Annotated in this window: 1 protein-coding gene; it reads right to left on the bottom strand. The window is 61.7% G+C overall.

Annotation, left to right across the window (positions count from 1 at the left end; translation table 11 throughout):
- A partial coding sequence (locus SB753_RS35485; RefSeq protein ID WP_410804756.1) for an AEC family transporter occupies window positions 1-350 on the bottom strand: 350 nt, incomplete at both ends.

The following is a 350-nucleotide window of genomic DNA, read 5'->3' as shown; positions in this document are numbered from 1 at the left end:
GCACCGCCAGAAATCCTTCCGGCCCGAACACCGCGGCGAGAATCGGCGCGCCGAAATAGGCCATGTCGGGAAATGCACACACCAGCGCCTGCATGGTGGCGGTGCGCAGATCATGTCTGAAGACGAATCGGCCGATCCCTAACGCAATCACATACGTGCCCATCAGTCCGAGTGTCAGGCATAGCGCGAACCCCACGTTGTGGAGCTTGTCCGGCGAAGTCCTGACCGCGCCTTCGAACAGCGCGAAGGGTAGTGCGAAACGGATGACGAGCGTCGCGAACACGTCGGCATCGCCGTGTTTCAGCAAGCCTATGCGCGCCGATAGCCAGCCCAGCATGATCACGAACGCG

It is taken from the genome of Paraburkholderia sp. SIMBA_053, from assembly GCF_046534895.1.
GTDB lineage: Bacteria > Pseudomonadota > Gammaproteobacteria > Burkholderiales > Burkholderiaceae > Paraburkholderia > Paraburkholderia caledonica.
Note: the sequence above shows the minus strand (reverse complement) of the source record. Positions and strands in the feature narration are given on the sequence as shown.